Origin of the sequence: Microbacterium sp. LWO14-1.2 (assembly GCF_038397715.1) — a bacterium.
Classification (GTDB): domain Bacteria; phylum Actinomycetota; class Actinomycetes; order Actinomycetales; family Microbacteriaceae; genus Microbacterium.
In genome coordinates this window covers 2731159-2753176 of the sequence record NZ_CP151633.1, presented here as the reverse complement: position 1 = coordinate 2753176, position 22018 = coordinate 2731159, and the positions used below count along the sequence as shown (strand labels likewise).

Genomic DNA, 22018 nt, shown 5'->3' with positions numbered 1-22018 from the left:
GTGTCACTCCTCGTTCTCGTCCTCCCAGGGCCATCGAGGACGGCGCGACCTCGTGCGGCGCAGTGCCACCCCGGCCCATGCCGCGATCGCCGCTGCCGCGAGGAGCACGGCACTCGCTCCCCCTCGCACGAGGTCTCCGGCCACGGCCGTCGCGATCACGACGTCGCCCCGCGCGACGAGCACGGCCGCCCAGAGCACGATGAGGTGGGCGAGCGCGGTGGCGAGAGCGGTCGCCGGCACGGAGAGGAACGACGGATGCTCTCGGCGCAGCGACGACCACAGCATGAGCGCGAAGGCGAGGAGGGCGGCGAGCATCCCGGCCACACCCGGCACCTGACCGAGACCGCGCACGGCGATGATGTCGGTGTCGGTCGCCACGCTCAGCGCGCCGAGCCCGAAGACCGCGAGCGCGAAGAAGCCGATCGTCGCGAGGGTGAGCGCCAGAACGCGCGAAACCCCCGCGGACTCAGGTCCGCGGGGGTTCGACGACGGGGTGTCCGTGGTCACCTCGAGAGGGTAGGGCCCGCCTCGAGCGTGCGCTCGTACTCGCGCTGCGCCTCGGCGTTGAGCTCGGTCTTGCGGGCACCGCTGCGGGCGACCCAGGCTCCGAACCAGATGGTCAGCTCGCGGCCGAACACGAAGGCGGCGATCGCGAGCGGCGCGAACAGCTGCTCGCCGATCAGTTCGCTTCCCTCGCGCGCGGTGAGCAGCCAGAACCGCTCCTCGAACAGCTGGCCGAGCAGGTGGCCTCCATAGGCGAAGACGCCGACGATGATGCCGAACACGACCCACAGGCCCCAGCGGCCACGGTTGATGAACGCCCCGAGCAGCCAGAAGCCGAGGAAGAACACCACGACCGGAACCCAGAAGCCCCAGGTCGTCAGCGGCGCGAGGGCCGATTCGCCGAGGTTCTCGGCGGTGACGTCTCCGGTCCACGCCCCGAGACCGAGGGTCGTGCCCAGGTAGAGGATCGCGAACGCCAGGGTGGCGAGGAGGCCGATGGCTCCGGCGGTCCCTCGGTTGCCGCGCTCCCGCGGCGGCTCGGGAGCCTGGACGAAAATGGGCTGCTGGGCGAAGGCCGGCGCTCCGACGGGCTCCGCCGCCTCGGTCCGCTCGGCGACGACCGGCTCCGACGGCACCACGCGGGTCTCGGTGTCGTCCGGCGCGGAGTACGCGGCGGACGCCATGCTCGACTCGCTGTGCACGACGGGCGCCGAGTGGACGGCCGTGGCGTCGGCATCCCGCTCGGGGAACGCGGAGTCGCGCTCCTCGGACCGCGCGAGGTCGTTCAGCTCCGGCGTGGAGAACGTGCCGGGGTGGTCGCGCTCGGCCGCTTCGAAGGCGGCGAGATCGGGGTCGACGGCGTGGTCGCTGCGCGATGCGGGCACGTCGTCCGCCGCGGCATCCGTCGTCGAACGTCCGGGGACGTCCGCTCGGGCGGCCTCGGCGGCGTCGAGACCAGCGTTCGCGCTGTCGACGACGTCATCGACGTCCTTCCGCCGCTCGGGCTGGGGAACCTCGGGGTCACTCATGGGTGCGCCTCTCATCGGATGTGTGCTCTGCGAGATTACCGCCGCCCGTCGGCGCGCCATCGGAGGCGTGCCGACGTGTCGTCCGACCCGTCGCGGCGCGGATCTCCGGCTCGCCGACGTCAGGGGAGGAGCGTCCGCAGCGTGTCGCCGGCGAACGCGGCAAGGGTCGGCACGATGGGGATGGCGAACCAGATGAGCGCCACGACGACGCCCGCGCACAGCACACCCGCGATCCAGCTCATCGCCAGATTCCGTCCCCCGACCCTCGCCATACCCCCACGGTACGACCGGCGTGCGCGCCGGCGGGGTAGCAACGCCGACGCATGCCCCGCGCGTCGCCGATCGTTACACTCTCTGTATGGCTGACAGTTCCTTTGACATCGTCTCGAAAGTGGATCACCAGGAGGCCGAGAACGCCCTCAACCAGGCCCGCAAGGAGATCGAGCAGCGCTACGACTTCAAGGGCACCGGCGCGTCGATCGCCTGGAGCGGCGAGCAGGTCCTGATCACCGCCAACACGGAGGAGCGCGCGAACGCGGTGCTGGACGTCTTCCAGTCGAAGCTCATCAAGCGCGGCATCTCGCTCAAGAGCCTCGAGTCCGGCGATCCCTTCGCGAGCGGCAAGGAGTTCCGCATCGTTTCCTCGCTCAAGGACGGCATCTCGTCGGAGAACGCGAAGAAGATCGGCAAGATCATCCGCGACGAGGGCCCGAAGGGCGTCAAGAGCCAGATCCAGGGCGACGAGCTGCGGGTGCAGTCGAAGAGCCGTGACGACCTCCAGGCCGTCATCGCGCTGCTCAAGGGCTCGGACCTCGACATCGACCTGCAGTTCATCAACTACCGCTGATCGGGCCCTCCCCGCACTCCGTCGGCGGGTGTCCTGACCGAGGCGACGGCGCCCGGCGGCACCCCCGGCGATACACCAGGATTTTTCGCGCCCGGCGGTAGCACATTATCCACAGACCTGGATCGCATACCGATATACAGGTTGTGGTGCCCGAAACTTGACTCGTCGCATCCCGATGCGGCCGACGATGAGTCGAGGCACGACGCGCTGCGAGCCGATTCCACGGTTCCGCGCTCCTCCCATCCCCCTCGTGGGGCGGAGGCGCAGGGCACTTCCGAGCACGGCATCGTCTGCGGCTGACGAGCCCCTGAAACGCTCGCCACCGCGGACTCATCGGCGATCGGTTCCACGATGGTGCCCCGCCGTTCACACGTTTTCCGGCGTGTGTGGAAGGCACCTGTGGATTATTGGCACGACGAACGACTTCGTGATGTAGTGGCCGTCCGGGCGCTTCATGGGGCTCGGATCTGGGAACGTAACTGGGGGCAAATCCATGAAAAGCAAGACCAACTCGATGACGACCGTGCGCGAGGGGAAGCAGCTCCTGGCCGAGGAGGTCTTCCAGCACATCGGTGCGCAGATCGTCGACGGGGAGCTCCCACCGGGGCACCGGATCCGCGATGTCGACGTGGCCGAGGAGCTCCACGTCTCGCGCACTCCCGTACGCGAGGCGCTCCAGAGGCTCGAGCGCCTCGGACTCGTGATGATGTACCCGAGCCGCTACACCGAGGTCACCGCCGTGACCCCCGACGTGGTCGAGCAGACCCTCGAGTTCGCCGGCTACCAGGCGGGCATGGCGGCGCGGATGGGCGTCGCCCGCATGTCGACGGAGGACCGGGACCGGCTCGCCGTGCTCATCGACGAGATGTCGAAGGGGGTCTCCCCCCACGAGCACGTGTTCGAGAGCCGCTGGGCGGTCTTCGCCTTCCTGAGCGGGCGCAGTCGCAACGCTCAGCACCAGTTCCTCCTGAACGACGCCAGCATGGCCCTGGCCAGGAACCTGCGCGCGTGGCGGGTGCCGGTCACCGATCACGAACGGATGCTGGGCATCTATCGCGAGTTCCGCGAGGCAGTGCTCACTGCCGATGCCGATACCGCGGAGCGCCTGGCCCGCGAGATGCACTACGTCTGACGCACCGGTGCGGGGTGCGCTGTCCTCAGCGAGCGGCAGTCCACCCCGTCACCCACCGCGCGAGTCGCGCGTACGCCTCCTCGCGAGCGTCATGCCGGGAGAGGAACACGTCGTGCAGGGCGCCGTCGATCCGCTCGACCGTCACCGAGGGTCCCAGCTTGAGAGACGCCCGGGCGATGTCATCCACCACGAGGACGGAGTCGACGCGAGTGAGATCGTCCGACCACCGCGTCGGCGGAGCCGACCTCGCCGAGAGCAGCACGCACACGGGCGCATCGATCGCGAGTCCTGCCGCCACGGCTCCGTGCCCGACGAGGATCGCGTGGAACCACCCCGCGTGCACCGCCATGGTCTGCGCCGGCCGCCAGGTGAGATCGATGTCCATCGGGTCGGTGTCGTCGGCGACCTCCTGCTGGGCGCGCGTGTAGAAGCCGAGGTCGACCTGCGGCGCGACGTCTCGCGGCGCCCACCGAGCTTGGAGTTCGGCGACCGGCGCAATGAGCGGTCGAGCGGACGCGACCTGGAACTCCAGCCAGGGACTGTTCAGGATCACCGCATCCGCGGTCCTCGGATGCCGTGACGCCCAGAGGCTGAGGGTCAGACCACCCGTCGAATGTCCGAGCAGAACGAGCCGGCGCCCCGACGACCGTCCCTCTCCGCCGCGACCCATCGCCTCGAGGGCGGCGGCGATGTCCTCGTCGTAGGTCGACAGATCCGTGATGAATCCGGGAGTCTGCCCGTCTCGCAGGCTCCTTCCGTACTTGCGGAGGTCCAGTGCGAAGAACCGCGCGCCGCGCGCCGTCCAGAACCGGGCGAGGCGCTTCTGGAAGAAGTAGTCCGACCAGCCGTGCACATAGAGCACGTCCACATCGCGCAGTGGCTTCGTGCGGCCCAGGGCCCGATGCCACCACGACGCCTCCTGCGGGAGCGCGCGCACGAGCGTGGCGACCACGGGACCCTCGTCATCGGAGCCGAGGTCGAGCGTCAGTTGCTCGAACTCGTCGCCGAGGACGTCGGGGATCCAGTCAGCCATGCCGCCAGGTTAGCCGACGACACTCGGACTACTGCGGCGCGGTCACCCCGACGGTGAGGCTCCGTACGATCATCTCGGCCAATGGACGAGGATCCGAAGCTCCCGAGCCGTTGTCATAGGTGACCAGGCGGATCCAGTCGATTCCGACACGCACGTCCAGGATGTTCTCTCCGTAACCGCCGACACTGGCCTTCGCGCTCTCCGCACCCTCGACTTCGGCCGGCGCACCGTCTTGCATCTCATACGCCCACGCTCCCGCAGGGAGCGCGGTGACCATGAGATAGCTGGTTCCCCCCACCTCCGCTGTGGCGTAATAGCACATGCGTGAGCCGTTCACGACGTGATAGACCTCGGCCGGAATGCCCCAACCCCCGAAGGCAGTGATGAGCCGTGCATCATCGACGCCCACGATGGCATCGACTTGCTCGGGCGTGATGTAGCGCTCACACGCCGCACCCACGAGGTCGCTGTCGATGTAGCCCACCTCATGGATGCTCCCCGCGGCCGTCGCCGCGAGGCGTCGCAGCACCTCACCCACCCTCGCCGTGTCGCTCTCGCCCAGGGTGGGTTCGAGAATGGATGCAGAGAGGAGGACGTCGCCGTCAGGGAACTCGAAAGAACACACGCCCTGACTGCACTGAGACATGTCACCCCAATAGCCTTGGCGCTCGGTGGCCCCGGCGATCACCGTCGCTGCGTCCGGCACTATCGTGACCTCCCAGTGCCGATCTGTACCGCCTGCCGAGCACGCGATACCGTTCGCGCGCTGGAACATATACTGGGCAGGTCCAGGCAACCAGCTCATCCCGGAGACGATGCTCATCTCCGGCTTCATCGGCGTGGAAGGTTGTCCGACGAGCCCCGACATCTCGGCGGCCACATCATCGCAGGTGACGTCGAACGCCGCCTCCGGTTCGATAACCGCCTCGGGCGTCGGCGTCGGCGTCGGGGACGGCGTGGGTGCGGGGGACGACGACCGAGTCGGCGTCGGACTCGGCGTGGGCTGCGGAGCGCATGCCGTCACGAGGAGGACGACGGCTGCGCTGAGAACGAGCAGGGGACGCGATCGCATGCGCCCAGCTTATTGACGAGTCGGCTCCGACGTGCGGCGGGGCGGCAACGATCCGGCGACGTTCACTCGCCCCGGGAGACGCGCACCATCTCGTCGCGCGGCACGACCTTGACGCGCGCACGCTCGTGCGGCGCGCCGAGCGAGATCTCGTGCTCGTCGAGACGGTGCCAGCCGTCGAGATCGGTCCACTTCACGCCGCGCTCCTGAAGCAGCGCGACGACGGCATCCTCAGACGGGTCCTCGGGATGCCACCACGACCCCTGGTCGTTGATGATGTGGCGCACGGTCTCCATGGCATCCGACTTCGTGTGGCCGATGAGGCCGACGGGTCCGCGCTTGATCCAGCCGGTCGCGTAGACGCCGGGCAGTTGCTGGTTCGAGTCCTTCGCCAGCACCTGGCCCTCGCGGTTCGGGATCACGCCGTGCTTCTTGTCGAACGGGACGCCGGGCAGCGGCGATCCGAAGTAGCCGATCGCGCGGTAGAGGGCCTGCAGCGGAACCTCGCGCATCTCCCCTGTGCCCACCGCGCCGCCCTGGCCGTCGGGCTGAGTGCGCTCGTAGACGAGCGCCGCCACGCGGCCCGACTCGTCGGTGCGCACCTCGACCGGACGCGCCCAGAAGTGCAGGTGCAGACGGCGGGATGCCGTGCCGCCGGCGTTGTTCACGGAATCGCGCTTGCGCCACGACTGCAGGATGCGGTCGATCACCATGACCTGCTTGTTGCTGGCGACGGCGTCCTTCGAGGCGTCGTCATAGTCGAAGTCCTCGTCGTAGACGACCATGTCGACGTCGCGCAGTTCGCCGAGCTCGCGCAGCTCGAGGGGCGTGAACTTCACCTGCGCCGGGCCGCGACGGCCGAACACGTGCACATCGGTCACCTGGCTCGCCTGGAGCCCCTGGTACACGTTCTCGGGAACCTCGGTCACGAGCAGATCCTCGGCGTGCTTCGCGAGCATGCGGGCGACGTCGAGCGCGACGTTGCCGTTGCCGAGGACGCCGACGGATGCCGCATCCAGCGGCCATTCGCGCGGCACGTCGGGGTGGCCGTCGAACCAGCTCACGTAGTCGGCCGCGCCGTACGAGGCGACCGCGTCGATCCCCGGGATGTCGAGCGTCGTGTCGCGAATCGCCCCGGTCGCGAAGATCACCGCGTTGTAGTGCTTCTTGAGGTCGTCGAGAGTGATGTCCTCGCCGAACCGGACATTGCCGAACAGGCGGATGTCACCGCGGTCGAGCACGTCGCGCAGCGCCGTGATGATGCCCTTGATGCGCGGGTGGTCGGGCGCGACGCCGTAGCGCACGAGGCCGTAGGGCGCCGGAAGCTGCTCGAACAGGTCGATGGAGACGTCGAACTTGCGCTCGGCTTTGAGGAGGATGTCGGCCGCGTAGATCCCGGCGGGGCCCGCCCCGACGATGGCCAGTCTGAGCTTGGTCATGGTGATCCTTTCGTATGCCGTCACGTCCGGCGCGGGCGGCCTCGCGGCCGCGCATCGTCAGCTGGAGCGTTCGACGAGGGTCTCTGCGAAACGCGTCAGCGCCTCGCGCACGGTTCCCCGGGGAAGCGCGGTGAGCGCGTCGATCGCATCGCGCGTCCAGGAGTGCGCGAGCGCGAGGGTCTTCTCGGTGCCGACGTGATCGCGCAGCTCGGCGAGGGCGTCGTCGAGGATCGAGGGATCCTCGCCGGCGGCGATGCGAGCCACGCCGTCGTCGATGCGCGCGGCGAGATCGATCGACGCCGCGTCGGTCTCGGCCTTCAGCAGCAGGTACGGCATCGTCGGAACGCCCGCACGCAGATCGGTGCCGGGCACCTTGCCGGTGTCTTCCGGCTTCGCCGACAGATCGATGACGTCGTCGAGCAGCTGGAACGCCACGCCGATCTTCTCGCCGTAGACGCGCAGCGGCTCCTCGTACTCGGCGGGGGCGTTCGAGAAGATCACGCCGCCCTGCGTCGCCGCGGCGATGAGCGAGCCCGTCTTGTCGGCGAGCACCTGGATGTAGAAGTCGATGGGGTCGTCGTCGGGCTGCGCCCCGATGGTCTCGTGCATCTGACCGAGCACGAGACGTTCGAACGTGTCTGCCTGCAGGCGGATAGCCCGCTCCCCGAGCCGCGACATGAGCTGGCTCGCGCGGGAGAAGAGGATGTCGCCCGTGAGGATCGCGATGTTGTTGCCCCACACCGTCTGCGCGGCCGGGACGCCGCGGCGGCGGTCGGCTCCGTCCATGACGTCGTCGTGATACAGCGAGCCGAGGTGCGTGATCTCGAGCGCCTTCGCGACGTCGATGACCTGCTCGGTGTTGCCGTCGCCGAGCTGCGCGGCGAGAAGGGTGAGCACGGGGCGGATGCGCTTGCCGCCCGCCTCGTACAGGTAGCGGCTCGCGGCATCGGCCAACGGGTCGGCGACTCGCACGTCGTCCGCGAGACCCGTCTCGACGAGCTCGAGCCCGTCTTCGATGGCCTGGGCGATGCGACGACCGGCGGTGCCGATGAAGATGCGGTCGCTGAAACCGAGACGGCTCGCCAGTCGCGAACCCGGGGCTACGCGGCTCGAAGTCACGGGTTCAGCCTACCGTCGTCCGCTGGGCGGATTCGCGCGTCACGGTCACGCCGTCGCGCCGGACTTCGGCTTGCGCGCCCGATGCAGGGCGACGATCCCGAAGGACAGGTTGCGGTAGGCGACGTCGGCCCACCCGGCATCCCGGATCCACGCGGCGAGCGTCTTCTGGTCCGGCCACTCCCTGATCGACTCGTTGAGGTAGTCGTACGCGGCGCCGTTCGTCCCGGCGACCCGAGCCACACGGGGCAGCACCTGCGCGTTGTAGAAGCGGTACGCCGAGCGGAAGAGCGGCCGAGGGGGCGTCGAGAACTCGTTGATGACAAGGCGGCCGCCGGGCTTGGTGACGCGGAACAGCTCGCGCAGCGCCTTCTTCGGGTCGTTCACGTTGCGCAGCGCGTACGACATGGTCACCGCATCGAACTCGTCGTCGGCGAACGGCAGGTCGGTCGCGTCGGCCTGCACGAACGAGAGGTTGCGCATGCGCCCGTGGCGGCGCTGCCCCTCGGCGAGCATCCCCGGCGAGAAGTCGGCGGCGACCACCTCGGCACCGCTGCGGGCGAGGGACGCGGAGGACGACGCGGTGCCTGCGCCGAGATCGAGGATCTTCTCGCCCGGCTTCGGCGCGACGGCCCGCGTCGTGGCGGCGCGCCAAAGCGCGTCGTTGCCGACCGTCATCGCGGTGTTCGTGCGGTCGTAGCCCGCTGCGACCTGATCGAACATGCCGCTCACGCGGGAGGGGTCCTTGCCGAGGTCGGCGCGGTTGTCATCGTTCGGGGTCACGCGTCCAGTCTAGGTGCGGGGCCTGGGCGCGAGCCCCAGAGCCTCCAGCCGATCCAGCCAGGCGTCGGCCGTCGCGTCGTCGAACGGAGCGACCTGCGCGCGCACCCGGTGCTCGAGGTCGAGGGCGAGGTCTTCGAGCTGCGCCCGTACATCGGCGGGATAGCCGAACCGCACGCTGTGCTCCGCCCACTCGTCGCGATCATCGACCCAGGTGCCGCGCTCCCCCACGACCCGCACGACGTCGAGATCCATGTCGATCCCCGTCGCGAGCAGCGGGTCGTCGGACCACCGCACATCCCAGCCGAGATCGATGTACACGCGCATTCCCCGGGGATGCTCGCGGTTCACCGTGAGCGCGAAGTCCGTGCGCCGCGGGACCAGGGTCACGTTCGGCGTCTCGGCGATGAACGACGCGCCGGGACGGGCACTCGGCCAGCCCGTGGGCTGACCGATCCAGTCGCCCCAGTCGTCGGCGCCCAGGTACACGCACTCGTGACGCCAGTGCGGAGAGCCGTCCCACTTGCGCCACTGGAAGATCATCTCGGCGCCGGGGGACGGACGGGCATCGCTCATGTGCTCAGCGTAAGCCGAGGGGCGGGGCTCCGGGGCGACGGGCGGAACTAGGCTGGGAGGGTGAGCAGCAGGCTTGTCGTGCGGACCCGAGAGATCGACCCGATCGAAGACCCCCTCGCCTACGCCGACCCCGCCCGACCGCTCGCCTGGCTGCGACGCGGTGACGGCATCGTCGCCGTCGGCGACGACATCGTGCAGACCATCACGGTCAGCGCGGGCACGGGCCGCCCTCGCGCGGCCGCGATCGCCGACGCCTGGCGCGAGCTCAGCGCCGAGGCCGACATCGACGACCCGCTCTCCCTCCCCGGCACCGGGCTCGTGGCGTTCGGGGCGCTCGCCTTCGACGAGGACTCCGTCGCCGACAGCGTGCTCGCCATCCCGGCCCTCGTGGTCGGACGCCACCGGGGCCGCACGTGGCTCACCAGCATCCGCTCCTCCGACGACGATCGGCCACGGGATGCCGCGACCCGGCCGTACGGCCCGCACTGGGCGGGCACCGTCGGGCCCGGAGCGCAGACTCCGCAGGGCTACCAGGACTCGGTGCGGCGCGCGCTCACACGCATCGCCGACGGCGAGCTGAGCAAGGTCGTGCTCGCCCGTGACCTCACCGGCAGCATCCCGGCCGGCTCCGATCTGCGCCGTCTCGTACGGGCCCTGTCGACCGGCTACCCCGATACCTGGGCGTTCGCGGTCGACGGTCTGATCGGCGCGAGCCCCGAGACGCTCGTCACCGTGCAGCAGCGCACCGTGACCGCGCGGGTGCTGGCCGGAACGATCGGACGCGGGGCGGATGCCGACGCCGACACCGCGGCATCCGCTCATCTGGCGTCCAGCACGAAGGATCTCGACGAACATCAGTACGCGGTCCAGAGCGTGCTCGCGTCGCTGCGCCCGCACACGCGGGCGCTCGCGGCGAGCGAGCAGCCGTTCCTGCTGAAGCTGCCGAACCTCTTCCACCTCGCGACCGACGTCGAGGGGGAACTGGCCGAGGGCGGGTCGTCGCTCGATCTCGTCGGCGCTCTGCATCCGACGGCGGCCGTCGCCGGCACTCCCACTCCCGTCGCCATCGAGGCGATCCGCGAGCTGGAGCCCTTCGACCGCGGACGCTACGCGGGTCCGGTCGGCTGGGTCGACGCCCACGGCAACGGCGAGTGGGCGATCGCGCTGCGCTGCGCGCAGTTCACGACCCGTGACGAGGGCATCGCCGTCACGGCGTACGCCGGCGCCGGGATCGTCGCGGGCTCGGATCCGGAGTCCGAGCTGCTGGAGACCCGGGTGAAGTTCCGCCCGCTGGTCGACGCACTGGCCTGAGCGGCGCGTTTCGTCTCGTCGCTGCGCTCCTCGCTCAACGACCCGGACAGGGTTGCGGCGCTCCTCGCTCGACGACCCGGACAGGGGCGCTGCGCTCCTCGCTCGACGACCCGGACAGGGGCGCTGCGCTCCTCACTCGACGACCCGGACAGGGGCGCGGCGAGGGATCAGCTGGCGGCGAGGCGCTTCTTCTCGGCCTCGACGTCGAAATCGGCGGCCGGCCACTGCGGATCGATCTGCTGCAGCGCGTCGAGCAGCAGCTCCTGCACGGCGAGGCGCGCGTACCACTTGTGATCCGCCGGGATCACGTGCCAGGGCGCAGCCTCGGTGGAGGTGCGGTCGAACACCGCCTGGTACGCCTCCATGTACTGCGGCCACAGCATCCGTTCGTCCACGTCGCCGGGGTTGTACTTCCAGTGCTTGTCCGGACGCTCGAGGCGCTCCATGAGGCGCGCCTTCTGCTCGTCCGGCGAGATGTGCAGCATGACCTTCACGATGCGGGTTCCCGATGCGGCGACCCGCGCCTCGAACTCGTTGATGGCGCCGTAGCGCCGCTCGATCTCGTCGGCCGGCGCGAGCTGCCGCACGCGACCGATCAGCACGTCCTCGTAGTGCGACCGGTCGAACACCCCGATGAAACCCGGCTCAGGCAGTCGACGCTCGACGCGCCACAGGAAGTCGTGGGAGAGTTCCTCGGGCGTCGGCGCCTTGAACGCCGTCAGCGCGACGCCCTGCGGGTCGACCCCGCCGACGACGTGGCGCACGATGCCACCCTTGCCCGCGGAGTCCATGGCCTGCAGGATCAGCAGCACCGAATCGCTCGCGACCCCGACGCGACTCTCGGCGAACAGGCGCTCCTGCAGACCGTTCAGCTCGTCGAGCCCCGCCGCGAGGTCGCGCGTGCCGTCGGACTTGCGACCGTGGTACCCCGGCGTGCTCGACGGGTCGACGTCGGCGAGGCGGAAGCCGTCGCCCACCTGCAGGGTGCGGGACCAGGAGTGCGCGTTCATGTGCTCATCCTGCCACCGCCCGTCGACACCGCGCGGGACACGGGCCTCGACTCCGGGCGGGATCGCCGGTCGGGACTCAGGCCGACGGGGCCCGGTCACCGGCTCAGAGGCACCTCGATCAGCTGGCGCCCTCCCGCGGGCGTCGTGAGCGCCTGGTCGAGCGCGGCGCGCGTCGTGATGCGCTGATACTCCCAGCCGTAGGCGCGCGCGAGGTGCTCGAGGCGCACGGTGTGCGGCGTGTAGAACGCCCGGTCGAGCGCAGCGCGACCCGCCGTACCGGCGACCTCGAGGCCGTCGAAGATCGTGCCGCCCCCGTCGTTCCCGACGATGACCTGCAGCCGCGGCTCGCTCTCGTCGGGCGGGAGGAGGAGGGAGCCGACGTCGTGCAGGAAGGCGAGGTCGCCGAGCAGCACCCGCGTGACGCCCGGCGCTCCCCCGGCCTGACTCGCGAGCGCGACGCCCACCGCGGTCGCGATCGTGCCGTCGATGCCGGCCAGGCCGCGGTTCGCGTGCACGGGCACCTTCTTGCCCCCGAGCACCGCGTCAGCCACGCGCACCAGGCGGGAGGAGCCGAAGACCAGCCGGTCGTGCGGCCAGGTCGCGCGCCACACGGCGTCGACGAGCAGCTCGCGGTCGAGCGGTCGGCGGACGGCGGCCAGCTCGGCCTGCATCGCCTCACGACGGGCCGACGGATCGGCCGAGGAAAGCCCGCTCTGGTCGGGTGCGCTCTCGCTGAGGTCGACGACGTGCGAGGCGGAGGCCGTGAGCCATGCGCCGAGCCACTCGCGGTCGCTCTCTCCCGCGGCCACGGACACCGCTGCGACCGAGGTCGTACGGCCGTTGAGGTCGAGCTCCTCGCCGCCGCGGCGCACCGCGACGACCTCGACCTCGGGGCGCGACAGCAGTCGGGCGACCTCGCGGCTGAGCGTCGGATGCCCGAGCACGACCACGCGTTCGACCCTGCCGCCGAGCTCGGGATCGCCGAGGAGGGTGCGGTAGCCGTGCACGAGGTGGCGGCCGAAGCGCGCTCCGCTGACGATCTCGGCGATGAGCGGCCAGGATCCGGCGTGGGCGATCTCCTCGGCATCCGGCCCGGCGTCCGCGCCGGCGATCACGACCGTGCGCGGACCGCGCTCGACGACGAACGCGTCGCCCACGGCGCGCGGCGGCGCGTCGCCCTGCACCAGCGGAAGCACGGGGAGCTCGCCGGACAGCGGCTCGCGCGAGGGGAGGTTGAGGTGCACGGGGCCGGCGACTCCGGGAAGACCGCGCGGGGCGTCGCCGCCCATCGCCGCAGAGATGGCGCGCGCCCCGAGACCCGTCCAATCGCCGTCACCCGGCACGGGCGCGTCGATCTCGCCGCGCACCCACGGGGAGAACATGCCGGGCTGGATCGTCGCCTGGTTCGCGCCGACTCCGCGCAGCTCGGGCGGACGATCGGCGGTCAGCAGCAGCAGCGGGACTCCGGAGTGGAACGCCTCGAGAGCCGAGGGGAGCAGGTTCGCGACAGCCGTGCCCGACGTGCAGATCACCGCGGCGGGGACGCCGGCCTCCCTCGCCAGTCCCAGTGCCGTGAACCCGGCGACGCGCTCGTCGATCCGCACGTGCACGCGCAGCGCGCCCTCGTCAGCCGCTCGCACCGCGGCGAGCGCCAGCGCCTGCGATCGGGAACCGGGCGAGAGCACGACCTCGCGGACGCCGTGGCCGACGAGTTCCGCGATGAGGGATGCCGCGGCATCCATCGCCGGCGATGACGTCACGGACGCGGGTCCGGGGCGGCGCCGTCGTCGGTCTCGTCCTCGAGGCGCGCGAGCTCCTCTTCCAGACGGCGGATGCGCGCATCCTGCTCGCTCTTGCTGATGCTGCGGAGGAACTGCGGGTCGTCGTCGGGCGCGACCGTGCGGATGGTGCCCTTGTCGTTCGCGCGGCGACGGCCGATCGTGAACCAGAGGATGCCGCCGATGACCGGGATGAGCACGACGATCGCGATCCAGGCGGCCTTGGGCACGCCCCGGTGCCGCGTCGACGGCTGCACGGCGCAGTCGACGATGCTGTACACCCAGAACACGGCGGCCAGGAAGCCGCCTACGATCAACAGTCTCGCCACGTCTCCAGTCTAGGCGCGCGGGAAGCCGACGGCTCTGGGCGCAGGGTCTCGGACAGCACCGAGGCCGGATCGTTAGACGATGAGAGGCCGCGGTCAGCGCTGGGCGAGCACCTCGGCCATCCGGTCGACGGCCTGCTCGATGATCGGGCGGGACGTCGCGAAGACGAACCGCAGGAAACCGACTCCGGCTGCCCCGGTCGCCGACCCGTCGGTGAGGGCCACGCCCGCCTGCTCGCGGAAGAAGTCGGCCGGGGTCGGCCCCAGGTCGAGGGCCCTGGCGTCGAGCCAGCCGATGTAGGTGCCCTCGGGAGCGCGATACGCGATCTCGGGGATGCGCGCGGCGAGCGCCTCGCCGAGGAAGCGGCGGTTGTCGTCGAGATACTGCACGACGTCGGCGAGCCAGGCCCGGTCGTCGCGGTAGGCGGCGGTGTTCGCGATCACTCCGAGGTTGCTCGCGCCGTGGGACTCCATGGGTCCGATCGGCTCCCAGATCGCACGATCGGCGTCGTTGGTGAGGATCAGCTGGGCGGTCTTCAGGCCGGGGAGGTTCCAGGCCTTCGACGCCGAGGTCGCGGTCACGGTGTGCCCTGCGGTGACCGGCGAGACCGAAGCGTACGGCGTGTGCGCTCCCGGCGCGTACACGAGCGGCGCATGGATCTCGTCGGAGAACACGCGCCCGCCGTGGCGCGCGACGACGTCGCCGACCGCCACGAGCTCGTCGCGGTCGAACACGCGGCCCACCGGGTTGTACGGGTTGCAGAGCACCAGCAGATCGGCGCCGGCACGGAACGCCGCGTCGATGCCGTCGAGGTCGAGCGTGTACCGCCCCTCGGTCACGATCATCGGCACCTGGATGACCTCGCGCCCCGCGGCGATCGGCACCGTGAGGAAGGGCATGTAGGCGGGCGTGGGCACGATGACGGGAGCGCCGGGGCGCGAGAAGTGCTCCATCGCCAGCTTCAGACCCTGGATCACGTCGGCGATCGGATGGATGTCGGATGCCGGGACGACCCAGCCGTAGACGTCGCGCATCCATTCGGCTGCCGCCTGCGACATCTCGTCGGACACCGACGACGGCAGGTACCCGAAGAGGCCCTGGTCGACCGCGGCGTGCACGGCCCGGGAGATGCCGGGGGCGACCCCGAAGTCCATCTCCGCGACGAAGGCGCCCACCGCGTCGGGGAACGTCGACCACTTGAGGCCGCCGATCCGTCGGAGGTGCTCGACGTCGATGGCGTCGAAGGATGCGGCGAGGGTCATACGGGCTCCTTGTCAGGGATCGGAGGGGTGCCTCCATCTTCCCGCGTGCCGCGGACACCGGGCGCGGGGAGATCGTCAGCCGAGGTCGATCCGCACGATCCGGTCGTCGCCGTCGCGGGGACTCCCCCGGCCGTCGGTGTTGTTCGTGACGACCCAGACGCCGCCGTCCGGCGCCGCGACGACGTCCCTCAGCCGGCCCAGCTCCCCCTGCAGCAGCTCCGTGCTCGTGCCGAGATCGTCGAGCGGCACGACCCGCAGCCGCTCCCCGCGGAGGTTCGCGACGACCAGGTCGGCGCCGATGACGGCGATGCCGCTCGGACTCGCGGCATCCGGCTCCCACTGCTGCACCGGGTCGATGAAGTCGTCGTTCCCGGCGATGCCCTCGGCCTCGGGCCACCCGTAGTTGCCGCCCGGTTCGATGACGTTCAGCTCATCCCACGTGTCCTGCCCGAACTCGCTCGCGTACATCGTGCCGTCGGCATCCCACGCGATGCCCTGCGGATTGCGGTGGCCGAGGCTCCATACCGGCGAGCCGTCGACCGGATTGTCGTCCGGCACGTCGCCCTCGGGTGTGAGCCGGAGGATCTTCCCCGACAGGGCGTCCGGATCCTGCGCGCTGTCGCGGTCGCCGGCGTCGCCGGCGGTGACGTACAGCATCCCGTCCGGTCCGAAGGCGATGCGCCCGCCGTTGTGGGTGCGCGCGGCGGGGATGCCGTCGATCACCGTCGTCGCCGGTCCGAGCGCGAGGGCGCCGGCGTCGCCGCGGATCTCGCGCCGCTCCACGCGGTTCTCACCCTCCGCGGTGAAGAAGGTGAACAGCTCGCCCTCGTGCACGGCCAGTCCGAGGAGGCCGCCCTCGCCGCCCGGCACCACTCCCTCGATCGTGCCGACCTCGCGGGGTCCCTCGTCGCCGAGCTCCAGGACCCGTGCACTGTCGCGCTCGCTCACCAGCGCGACGCCCTCGTGGAACGCGACGGACCAGGGAGCGTCGAGCCCCTCGGCGACGGAGCCGGCGGCGGCCGGCGACGCCGGACGAGGGGCTGCCGAGCATGCGGCCAACAGGAGAGCGGATGCCGTCGCCACCCCGGCGAGCGCACGACGTCGCGCGGGGCCGAGCGCGAGGCGAGGCGTGCGGGCTCCGGGGGTCATGCCTCCATCCAACGCGGCGGCGGCTCCGGGGACAAGGGCCGGGGTCACGGGACCGGCATCGCCCTCCCGTGACCGCTCCCCCGTCGCTACGCTGAGCGCATGACCGAGGCGCGCAGCACCCCGCATCCCGTTCTGTCCGTCGTGCGCCGCATCCCCGCGACGCTGACGATGGTGGTGCTGATCCTCGCGGTGGGGGTCGTGTCGCAGGGGCTGTGGCGCCCGTTCGAGGACTCCCCGCTGTTCGGAACCGTCGCCTACGGCCTGCCCCACCTCGCCGAGGGCAAGTGGTGGACGCCGCTCACCGGCACGTTCTTCGTCAATGAGCCGTGGGTGTACGTGTTCACGATCGCCGGCTTCTGGGGCATGGCGTACCTGGAGTACGTGCGCGGCAGTCGAGTCGCGCTCGCCTACTACTGGATCGGCCAGCTCTTCGCGATCCTCGCCACCGCCCTGCTGCTGTTCGTGCTCGCGCAGTTCCCGTGGGCGTGGGCGAGCACGCAGGCGCAGGCCCTCGACGTCGGCGCGTCCGGCGGCACGATGGCCTGCATCGCCGCGGCGGTGGGCCGGTTCCGCCCGCCGTGGCGAGTGCGCGGCTGGCTCATCCTGCTCGGCTTCGTGTTCATCGCGATGCTGTTCTGGGGCAAGGTCGCCGACCTCGAGCATCTGCTGGCCGTGCTGCTCATCCTCGCGGTCGACCGTTCGCTGCGGGTGGCTCGGACGACGGTGCGCGAACAGCGGCTCATCGCGGTCGTCGCGATCCTCGTGCTCGGCGCGGTCGAGATCATCACGACGCTCATCGCGACCGACGGCCCGTTCGGGCCCACCGAGCCGGTGTCCGGAGGGTTCATCGACCTCGCGATCGACCTCGTCGTGATCCTCGTGCTCGTGAACGGGCTGCGTCGCGGGCGCCGCTACGCGTGGGTGCTCGCGATCCTGCTCGGGCTCTTCAACGTGCTGATCGCCGCGCTCGTGCTCACCCTCATCACGGTGTTCAGCCAGGCCCAGGTGGACTTCCGGTGGGACGGCGAGACCGAGCTCGCGCTCGCGAACGGCTTCCTGTGGATCATCATGCTCGCCTACCTCGTCGGCGTCCGTCGGGCGTTCCGGGCCAAGCGGCGCTCGCTGCTCGGCATCCAGCCCGCGCCCACCGTCGACGACGTCAAGACCGCCCTGCGTGCGCACGGCGGCGGCACGCTGTCGTGGATGACGACATGGGAGGGCAACAGCTACGCCCGCCTCTCGGGCGGCGGCATCGTCGCGTATCAGCGACGGGCCGGAGTGGCGCTCGCCCTCGCCGACCCGATCGGCCCCGCCGAGGGCCGCGGCGAGGCGGTCGCCGACTTCGTCCGCACGGCCGAGCAGGCCGGACTCGTGCCCTGCTTCTTCAGCGCCGACGAAGCCACGCGCGACGCGGTCCCGGAGGGGTGGCGCAGCCTCGTCGTCGCCGACGACACGATCGTCGACCTGCCGGGGCTCGAGTTCACCGGCAAGCGCTGGAACGCGGTGCGCACCTCGCTGAACAGGGCGGGCCGCGAGGAGATGACCTTCCGGATGACGCGCCTCAAGTCGGAGTCGTGGGGCGTGCAGCAGCAGTTGCGCGCGATCTCCGAGGCCTGGGTCGGCGACAAGGACCTGCCGGAGATGCGCTTCACCCTCGGCACCCTGGAGGAGGCGGAGGATCCCGAGGTGCGGCTCGCCCTCGCCCTCGCGCCGAACGGCGACGTCGACGGATTCCTGTCGTGGCTGCCGGTCTACGGCGAAGGGGGCGTCGTGCGCGGCTGGACTCTCGATCTCATGCGGCGACGCGACGGCGGGTTCGGACCGGTCATGGAGTTCCTCATCGGCTCGTCGGCCAGGCAGTTCTCCGACGAGGGAGCGCAGATCATGTCGCTCTCCGGGGCACCGCTCGCCCACGACTACCCGCCGGACGCCGGCATGATCGCTGCGCTGAGCGACCGCCTCGCCGACGCGCTCGAACCCGTGTACGGCTTCGGGTCGCTGCACCGCTTCAAGCAGAAGTTCCACCCGCGCTACGAGACCATGTACCTGCTGTTCCGCGATGAGAGCGACCTCGCCGCGATCGGGCCAGCGCTCACCCGCGCGTTCCTCCCCGACGCCACCCTGCGGCAGTTCGCCGGTGCCGGGCTCGAGCTCGTGCGCGGAGGCGGGAAGGACTGACGGTGGGGGTGGACCCCCGTCGCAGATGTACGCGCGCGTCGCAGGTTCTCGGGGGCATCCTGCGACGCGGGTGCACAAGTGCGACGCGCGTCAGACGTCGCGCGGCCGACGTCGCATCTGCTTGACGTCCGTGCGGCGGTGCTTCGCGGTCAGGCGACGCTCCTTCGACCCCCGGCTGGGTTTCGTGGGGCGCCGCGGCGGAGCCGGAGGTCGGAGCGCGGAGGCGACGAGGGCCGCGAGACGCTCGCGCGCGGCATCCCTGTTGCGCAGCTGCGCGCGGTGCTCGGATGCCGCGATCGTCACGACTCCGCTGACGAGCCGCGATGCGAGCCGGTCGAGGAGACGTGCGCGCTGCTCGGGAGTGAGCACGGGGCTGCCCGCGACGTCCCAGCTGAGCTCGACCCGCGAGTCCGCCGTGTTCACGCCCTGACCCCCAGGCCCGGAGGAGCGGGAGAAGCGCCACGACAGCTCCGTCTCGGGGATCGTGAGCCCCGGCGAGACGCGGAGGCCGGGGCGGAGGGGTGCGGCCATGTCATCCATCTTCCCGCTCGCGGCTCGCTAGCGCCGCATCCGTCCGTCGTCAACCCGCTCGGCCGCCGAGGCGGGGCTCTCGTACCGTCGACCGCAACGACGACGAGTGAGGAGCAGGATGATGAGCACGGGCATCGAGGCGGAGGCACGACGGGCGATCGTGACGGCGGCGGACTCCGGGATCGGACGGGCGACGGCGGTCGCCCTGGCCGCGGCGGCGATCGACGTCGGCATCACCTGGCACTCCGACCAGGCGGGAGCCGAGGAGACGGCCGCCGAGGTTCGGGCTCACGGGGCGCGCGCGGTCGTGACGCAGCTGGACGTCTCCGACATCCCCGCGTGCGGCGATGTGATCGACGGACTGATCGCCGAGCTCGGGGGCGTCGACGTGTTCGTCAACAACGCCGGCACCGGTGCGAGCACGCGCTTCCTCGACCTGTCGCTCGAGGACTGGAACCGCGTCATCGACACCGACCTCACCGGCGCGTTCGTGTGCCTGCAGCGTGCGGCGAGGGCCATGGTCGCGGCCGGACACGGCGGGCGCCTGATCTCGGTGACGAGCGTGCACGAGCACCAGCCCATGGTCGGCGCCAGCGCGTACGACGCCGCCAAGCACGGACTCGGCGGACTCATGAAGAACCTCGCCCTGGAGCTGGGCTCCTCCGGCATCAGCGCGGTCAGCGTCGCGCCGGGCGAGATCGCGACGCCGATGACCGGGAACGAGGACGTGGATCCGCACACGGTCGACCGCCCTGGCATCCCGCTCGGGCGTCCGGGCGACGCGCGCGAGGTCGCCGCTCTCATCGCGTTCCTCGCCTCGCCGGAGGCCGCGTACATCTCGGGAGCGTCGATCGCGATCGACGGCGGGATGCTGCAGATGGGCCCGCAGGCGGGGGCGGCGATCACGGACCACAGCTGGCGGACCGTCTGACGCCTCCCCCGACCCGGCTGTTCAGCGCGCGGCGGGGCTGGGCTGCTCGACCGCCGCATCGACCGCCGCCTCGTCGGCCGGCTCGCCGCCGTCGCCGGGGGCGTGTTCCCGCTTCGCGGTGTTCGCGATGTGCGCACGGCCGACGACGATCGCCGCGACGATCATGAGGACGACGCCGAGCCAGTAGGGCGCGGCGTGGCTGACGGTCGTGTAGAGCGCGGCAGCGATGAGCGGCGCGACCGTGCTCATGGCGGCGTTGAGCGACTGGGTCGCTCCGCCGAGCCACCCCTGCTCGTCGTCGCCGACCGCGTTCGACATGGCGCCGTCCATCGCGGCCTGCGATGCCCCCTGGCCCGCCGCCAGCAGGAGGGCGCCGACGATGAACACCCAGGGCTGGGCGAGGACCGACGCGACGATCGCGAGTCCGGCGAGACCGATCATCTGCGCGACGATGCCGCTCACGATCACGCCCCTCTCGCCGATGCGCGGGAGCAGGATGCCGAGCAGCACGCCCTGGATCAGGATGTCGATGATGCCGACGCCTGCGGTGAGCAGACCGATCTGCGTCGGTCCCCACTGGATCGAGTCGAGTGCGAGGACGCTGAAGTTGTTCACGAAGAACCCGAACGGCAGGGCCAGCAGGCCGAAGCCGATCATGAGGGCGCGCAGCTCCTTCCGACCGAAGGCCTCTGCGAAGACCGCGAAGGGCTGCACGTCACGCGCGCGGATCGCGGGGATGCGGTTCTCGGGCTTCAGGCTCTCCGGAAGGAGGAACAGGCTGAGGATCGCGATCACGAGCGACACCGCCGCCGTGAGGAACACGGGCAGCTGCAGGCTCACCGCGGCGAGGAGCCCGCCGATGGCCGGGCCGAGCATCATGCCGATGCCCGAGAGCGCGCCGAGCAGTCCGAACCGCTGCGCCCTCTTCTCGGGCGGCGTGATGTCGGCGAGGTAGGCGAAGAGCGCCGGCATGTCGCCGGCCGTGAGGCCCTGGATGACGCGGGCGAGCACGAGCACCCAGATCGCGCCGCCGATACCGAACAGCGCCATCGAGAAGGCGGCTCCGAACGCGGCGGCGATGATGATCGGGCGGCGGCCGAACCGGTCGGAGAGGCGGCCGAGGAACGGGGCGACGAGGAACGCGCACAGGCCGTTGATGGCCTCGAGCACTCCGACCCAGAGGGCGAGGTCGTGCTCGTGGGTGACGTACTGCAGCACGACGAACGGCAGCACGGGGAGGACGACGGTCATGCCGATCACGGTGAGCATCGTCAGCACGACGAGCATGATCCAGGCGCGCGTTCCGCCGCGCGCAGACGAGTTGGGTGAAGTCACTCCGTAACTGTATCAATACCAGTTTTGGTGTCAAGCCAGTTTTGTATCGTCTTCGCGATAGGCTGTCGACATGACGACTGCCGAGCCGGTGGGCCGCCGCGAACGCAAGAAGGCCGCCACCCGCAAGAACATCTCCGACGTGGCGACGATGATGTTCCTGGAGCGCGGATTCGACAACGTCAGCATCCGGGAGGTGGCCGACGCGGCCGACGTCTCCCCCACGACCGTCTTCGCGCACTTCCCGCAGAAGGAGGCGCTCGTCTTCGACGAGGACGACGAGCAGCGCGATCGCCTCGTCGCTGCCGTGCGCGACCGGACGGACGGTGTGACTATCAGCCGAGCCATCCATGACTTCTACCGGGGCGAGATCGGCGTGAACCTCGACGAGCACGGCGAGGACGTCGCGCGCACCTTCATGCGCTTCCTCAACGAGACCCCCGCGCTGCGCGACTACGCGGCGAAGATGTGGCTGCGCCACGAGGATGCTCTCGCCGAGGCCATCGCCGACGAGCTCAGCCTCGACGCACCCACCGCCGAGCTGCGCGTCTTCGCCCGTTTCGTGCTGCAGATGCAACTGCTCGTCACCGACAGCGACGACCAGCTCGCGACACTCGAAGCCGGCTTCGCCGTGCTCGAGGGCGGGTGGGATCCGATCGAGCAACGGCTCGCGCAGCGGTCCTGA

Annotated in this window: 22 protein-coding genes; 6 read left to right on the top strand and 16 right to left on the bottom strand. The window is 70.7% G+C overall.

Annotated features, from left to right (window positions below):
* Positions 1 to 3: 3 nt before the first annotated feature.
* The 3 genes from MRBLWO14_RS13205 to MRBLWO14_RS13195 all read right to left on the bottom strand — a co-directional run bounded on the left by MRBLWO14_RS13205 (position 4) and on the right by MRBLWO14_RS13195 (position 1804).
* Positions 4 to 507 (bottom strand): hypothetical protein, encoded by a 504-nt coding sequence (locus MRBLWO14_RS13205; RefSeq protein ID WP_341933617.1) that lies wholly within the window; start codon positions 505 to 507, stop codon positions 4 to 6.
* Positions 504 to 1532, bottom strand: a complete 1029-nt coding sequence (locus MRBLWO14_RS13200) for an ABC transporter (RefSeq protein WP_341933616.1) — start codon at positions 1530 to 1532, stop codon at positions 504 to 506. Before MRBLWO14_RS13200 ends, MRBLWO14_RS13205 begins: the two co-directional genes overlap by 4 nt.
* A 119-nt stretch (positions 1533 to 1651) precedes the next feature.
* Positions 1652 to 1804 (bottom strand): hypothetical protein, encoded by a 153-nt coding sequence (locus tag MRBLWO14_RS13195; protein WP_341933615.1) that lies wholly within the window; start codon positions 1802 to 1804, stop codon positions 1652 to 1654.
* Positions 1805 to 1890: 86 nt separating this feature from the next.
* On the opposite strand from MRBLWO14_RS13195, the gene MRBLWO14_RS13190 reads away from it, so the two are divergent.
* Both MRBLWO14_RS13190 and MRBLWO14_RS13185 read left to right on the top strand, forming a co-directional pair.
* The gene (locus MRBLWO14_RS13190) at positions 1891 to 2379 is read left to right on the top strand and encodes a YajQ family cyclic di-GMP-binding protein (RefSeq protein ID WP_251586850.1); all 489 of its coding nucleotides are present in this window, start codon (positions 1891 to 1893) and stop codon (positions 2377 to 2379) included.
* A 493-nt stretch (positions 2380 to 2872) separates the two neighbouring features.
* A complete protein-coding gene (locus tag MRBLWO14_RS13185) occupies positions 2873 to 3511 on the top strand; it encodes a GntR family transcriptional regulator (RefSeq protein ID WP_341933614.1) in 639 nt (212 codons plus the stop codon).
* Positions 3512 to 3536: 25 nt separating this feature from the next.
* On the opposite strand, the gene MRBLWO14_RS13180 is transcribed toward MRBLWO14_RS13185, so the two are convergent.
* The 6 genes from MRBLWO14_RS13180 to MRBLWO14_RS13155 form a co-directional block, all read right to left on the bottom strand.
* Complete coding sequence (locus MRBLWO14_RS13180) at positions 3537 to 4544, bottom strand: alpha/beta hydrolase (protein WP_341933613.1); 1008 nt, start codon at positions 4542 to 4544, stop codon at positions 3537 to 3539.
* 28 nt (positions 4545 to 4572) lie between these two features.
* Complete coding sequence (locus MRBLWO14_RS13175) at positions 4573 to 5616, bottom strand: hypothetical protein (protein ID WP_341933612.1); 1044 nt, start codon at positions 5614 to 5616, stop codon at positions 4573 to 4575.
* 62 nt (positions 5617 to 5678) lie between these two features.
* Positions 5679 to 7052, bottom strand: a complete 1374-nt coding sequence (locus tag MRBLWO14_RS13170; protein ID WP_341933611.1) for an FAD-dependent oxidoreductase — start codon at positions 7050 to 7052, stop codon at positions 5679 to 5681.
* A gap of 57 nt (positions 7053 to 7109) precedes the next feature.
* Positions 7110 to 8171, bottom strand: coding sequence for a polyprenyl synthetase family protein (locus MRBLWO14_RS13165; RefSeq protein WP_341933610.1), 1062 nt, complete (start codon positions 8169 to 8171; stop codon positions 7110 to 7112).
* A gap of 45 nt (positions 8172 to 8216) precedes the next feature.
* Entirely contained in the window at positions 8217 to 8951 is a 735-nt protein-coding gene (locus tag MRBLWO14_RS13160) for a class I SAM-dependent methyltransferase (RefSeq protein ID WP_341933609.1), read from the bottom strand.
* 9 nt (positions 8952 to 8960) lie between these two features.
* Positions 8961 to 9524 (bottom strand): hypothetical protein, encoded by a 564-nt coding sequence (locus tag MRBLWO14_RS13155; RefSeq protein ID WP_341933608.1) that lies wholly within the window; start codon positions 9522 to 9524, stop codon positions 8961 to 8963.
* A 60-nt stretch (positions 9525 to 9584) separates the two neighbouring features.
* On the opposite strand from MRBLWO14_RS13155, the gene MRBLWO14_RS13150 reads away from it, so the two are divergent.
* Positions 9585 to 10835, top strand: a complete 1251-nt coding sequence (locus MRBLWO14_RS13150) for a chorismate-binding protein (RefSeq protein WP_341933607.1) — start codon at positions 9585 to 9587, stop codon at positions 10833 to 10835.
* A 167-nt stretch (positions 10836 to 11002) separates the two neighbouring features.
* Here MRBLWO14_RS13150 and MRBLWO14_RS13145 read toward each other — a convergent pair whose 3' ends face one another.
* The 5 genes from MRBLWO14_RS13145 to MRBLWO14_RS13125 form a co-directional block, all read right to left on the bottom strand.
* Positions 11003 to 11845 carry a polyphosphate kinase 2 family protein gene (locus tag MRBLWO14_RS13145; RefSeq protein WP_341933606.1) on the bottom strand — a complete coding sequence of 281 codons (843 nt, stop codon included), beginning with the start codon at positions 11843 to 11845 and terminating at the stop codon, positions 11003 to 11005.
* Between the two features lie 95 nt (positions 11846 to 11940).
* Positions 11941 to 13587, bottom strand: a complete 1647-nt coding sequence (gene menD, locus MRBLWO14_RS13140; protein ID WP_341936197.1) for a 2-succinyl-5-enolpyruvyl-6-hydroxy-3-cyclohexene-1-carboxylic-acid synthase — start codon at positions 13585 to 13587, stop codon at positions 11941 to 11943.
* 14 nt (positions 13588 to 13601) lie between these two features.
* A complete protein-coding gene (locus MRBLWO14_RS13135; RefSeq protein ID WP_341933605.1) occupies positions 13602 to 13952 on the bottom strand; it encodes a PLDc N-terminal domain-containing protein in 351 nt (116 codons plus the stop codon).
* 93 nt (positions 13953 to 14045) lie between these two features.
* The gene (locus MRBLWO14_RS13130; RefSeq protein ID WP_341933604.1) at positions 14046 to 15212 is read right to left on the bottom strand and encodes an aminotransferase class I/II-fold pyridoxal phosphate-dependent enzyme; all 1167 of its coding nucleotides are present in this window, start codon (positions 15210 to 15212) and stop codon (positions 14046 to 14048) included.
* Between the two features lie 75 nt (positions 15213 to 15287).
* Positions 15288 to 16361, bottom strand: coding sequence for a PQQ-dependent sugar dehydrogenase (locus MRBLWO14_RS13125; RefSeq protein ID WP_341933603.1), 1074 nt, complete (start codon positions 16359 to 16361; stop codon positions 15288 to 15290).
* A 99-nt stretch (positions 16362 to 16460) separates the two neighbouring features.
* Between MRBLWO14_RS13125 and MRBLWO14_RS13120 the strand changes: the two genes are divergently transcribed.
* Positions 16461 to 18539 (top strand): DUF2156 domain-containing protein, encoded by a 2079-nt coding sequence (locus MRBLWO14_RS13120; protein ID WP_341933602.1) that lies wholly within the window; start codon positions 16461 to 16463, stop codon positions 18537 to 18539.
* A gap of 90 nt (positions 18540 to 18629) precedes the next feature.
* Here MRBLWO14_RS13120 and arfB read toward each other — a convergent pair whose 3' ends face one another.
* Positions 18630 to 19070, bottom strand: coding sequence for an alternative ribosome rescue aminoacyl-tRNA hydrolase ArfB (gene arfB / locus MRBLWO14_RS13115; RefSeq protein ID WP_341933601.1), 441 nt, complete (start codon positions 19068 to 19070; stop codon positions 18630 to 18632).
* A 121-nt stretch (positions 19071 to 19191) separates the two neighbouring features.
* Between arfB and MRBLWO14_RS13110 the strand changes: the two genes are divergently transcribed.
* Positions 19192 to 20001 (top strand): SDR family oxidoreductase, encoded by an 810-nt coding sequence (locus MRBLWO14_RS13110; RefSeq protein WP_341933600.1) that lies wholly within the window; start codon positions 19192 to 19194, stop codon positions 19999 to 20001.
* A gap of 21 nt (positions 20002 to 20022) precedes the next feature.
* On the opposite strand, the gene MRBLWO14_RS13105 is transcribed toward MRBLWO14_RS13110, so the two are convergent.
* Entirely contained in the window at positions 20023 to 21336 is a 1314-nt protein-coding gene (locus MRBLWO14_RS13105; RefSeq protein WP_341933599.1) for an MFS transporter, read from the bottom strand.
* 70 nt (positions 21337 to 21406) lie between these two features.
* Between MRBLWO14_RS13105 and MRBLWO14_RS13100 the strand changes: the two genes are divergently transcribed.
* The gene (locus tag MRBLWO14_RS13100; protein WP_341933598.1) at positions 21407 to 22018 is read left to right on the top strand and encodes a TetR family transcriptional regulator; all 612 of its coding nucleotides are present in this window, start codon (positions 21407 to 21409) and stop codon (positions 22016 to 22018) included.

Coding starts and splice junctions, on each gene's coding strand:
- MRBLWO14_RS13195 (WP_341933615.1), bottom strand. CDS start 1,804: ATGGCGAGGGTCGGGGGACGGAATCTGGCGATGAGCTGGATCGCGGGT.
- MRBLWO14_RS13190 (WP_251586850.1), top strand. CDS start 1,891: ATGGCTGACAGTTCCTTTGACATCGTCTCGAAAGTGGATCACCAGGAG.
- MRBLWO14_RS13185 (WP_341933614.1), top strand. CDS start 2,873: ATGAAAAGCAAGACCAACTCGATGACGACCGTGCGCGAGGGGAAGCAG.
- MRBLWO14_RS13145 (WP_341933606.1), bottom strand. CDS start 11,845: ATGAACGCGCACTCCTGGTCCCGCACCCTGCAGGTGGGCGACGGCTTC.
- MRBLWO14_RS13100 (WP_341933598.1), top strand. CDS start 21,407: ATGACGACTGCCGAGCCGGTGGGCCGCCGCGAACGCAAGAAGGCCGCC.
- MRBLWO14_RS13175 (WP_341933612.1), bottom strand. CDS start 5,616: ATGCGATCGCGTCCCCTGCTCGTTCTCAGCGCAGCCGTCGTCCTCCTC.
- MRBLWO14_RS13180 (WP_341933613.1), bottom strand. CDS start 4,544: ATGGCTGACTGGATCCCCGACGTCCTCGGCGACGAGTTCGAGCAACTG.
- menD (WP_341936197.1), bottom strand. CDS start 13,587: ATGGATGCCGCGGCATCCCTCATCGCGGAACTCGTCGGCCACGGCGTC.
- MRBLWO14_RS13155 (WP_341933608.1), bottom strand. CDS start 9,524: ATGAGCGATGCCCGTCCGTCCCCCGGCGCCGAGATGATCTTCCAGTGG.
- MRBLWO14_RS13130 (WP_341933604.1), bottom strand. CDS start 15,212: ATGACCCTCGCCGCATCCTTCGACGCCATCGACGTCGAGCACCTCCGA.
- MRBLWO14_RS13125 (WP_341933603.1), bottom strand. CDS start 16,361: ATGACCCCCGGAGCCCGCACGCCTCGCCTCGCGCTCGGCCCCGCGCGA.
- MRBLWO14_RS13110 (WP_341933600.1), top strand. CDS start 19,192: ATGAGCACGGGCATCGAGGCGGAGGCACGACGGGCGATCGTGACGGCG.
- MRBLWO14_RS13170 (WP_341933611.1), bottom strand. CDS start 7,052: ATGACCAAGCTCAGACTGGCCATCGTCGGGGCGGGCCCCGCCGGGATC.
- arfB (WP_341933601.1), bottom strand. CDS start 19,070: ATGGCCGCACCCCTCCGCCCCGGCCTCCGCGTCTCGCCGGGGCTCACG.
- MRBLWO14_RS13200 (WP_341933616.1), bottom strand. CDS start 1,532: ATGAGTGACCCCGAGGTTCCCCAGCCCGAGCGGCGGAAGGACGTCGAT.
- MRBLWO14_RS13120 (WP_341933602.1), top strand. CDS start 16,461: ATGACCGAGGCGCGCAGCACCCCGCATCCCGTTCTGTCCGTCGTGCGC.